The 1071-nt window shown below is 52.3% G+C and carries 2 protein-coding genes; one reads left to right on the plus strand and one right to left on the minus strand.

The genetic code is table 11. The features are described from left to right. On the plus strand, positions 1 to 424 hold a 424-nt coding region (locus ACLTD4_RS26540; RefSeq protein ID WP_412331692.1), incomplete at its 5' end, for a family 1 glycosylhydrolase. A gap of 66 nt (positions 425 to 490) precedes the next feature. Here ACLTD4_RS26540 and mraW read toward each other — a convergent pair. Next, on the minus strand, positions 491 to 1071 hold a 581-nt coding region (gene mraW / locus ACLTD4_RS26545; RefSeq protein ID WP_412331693.1), incomplete at its 5' end, for a 16S rRNA (cytosine(1402)-N(4))-methyltransferase.

The following is a 1071-nucleotide window of genomic DNA, read 5'->3' on the forward strand; positions in this document are numbered from 1 at the left end:
CAATACCAGTCTGCCTCAGACAGCAAGCCATATGGCGATTGATCCTGTCGGACTACACATTGTGCTAAGAATGCTTTGGGACCGGTACCGTCTCCCACTGATTATCACGGAAAATGGCTGTGGAGTTCCCGATACGCTGGAGTCCGACCAGACTATTCACGATAGCTATCGAATCGAATTTCTGGAAAAGCATCTACTTTCCTGCAGAAAAGCTATTGAAGAGGGCGTTCAACTTATTGGTTACTGTCCATGGAGTGCTATAGACCTTGTCAGTACTGGCGAAGGCTGTTCGAAACGTTATGGTTTCGTCTATGTCAACCGGGATGAATTTGATTATAAGGATTTACGCCGCATCCGAAAAGACAGTTTTTACTGGTATCGAGATATTATTCGTGCCAACTCATTAGACGCAGACAAACAGTAGCGAGGCAAAGTAAAAGGTGTCGCAGAATCACTATTTTCTATGATTCTGCGGCACCATCTGCCTTCCTCACGCCTTCACAGCCCATCTCATCTTCGTCGACCGCGCCCGTCCGTTCCTCAGGCACTCCTCCGCCGACGGCCGTATCACCTCATCCGCGATCTCACTGTAAACGCCTTCCTTCTTCAAGCGTTTAAAGGATTTCTTCACCAGCCTGTCCTCGCCGGAGTGAAAGGTCAGGATCGCCACACGGCCTCCCGGCGCCAGCACGCCCGGAAGCGCCTCTAAGAATGAGTAGAGCACTTCAAACTCGCTGTTCACATCGATCCGCAGCGCCTGAAATGTCCTCTGACACGATTTTTTCACCGCTTCCTTCCGGTCCGCTTCCGGCACTGCTGAGAGAGCCCTCTCAATAACCTGGCGGAGGTGCGTCGTCGTATCGATCTTATTGCCCTTTTTAATCTCCAGGACGACTGCTCTGGCGATCTCCTCCGCATACGGCTCGTCCGCATTTTCCAGAAGCATACCCCGAAGCTCTTCCTCGCCGATTGTGCGCAGGCGCTCCGCGGCCGTGATTCCCTTCTCCGGATTCAGCCGCAGATCCAGCGGACCGTCGGTTTTATAAGAAAATCCGCGGTCGGGATTGTCGA

The sequence above is a fragment of the Hungatella sp. genome (genome assembly GCF_046966825.1).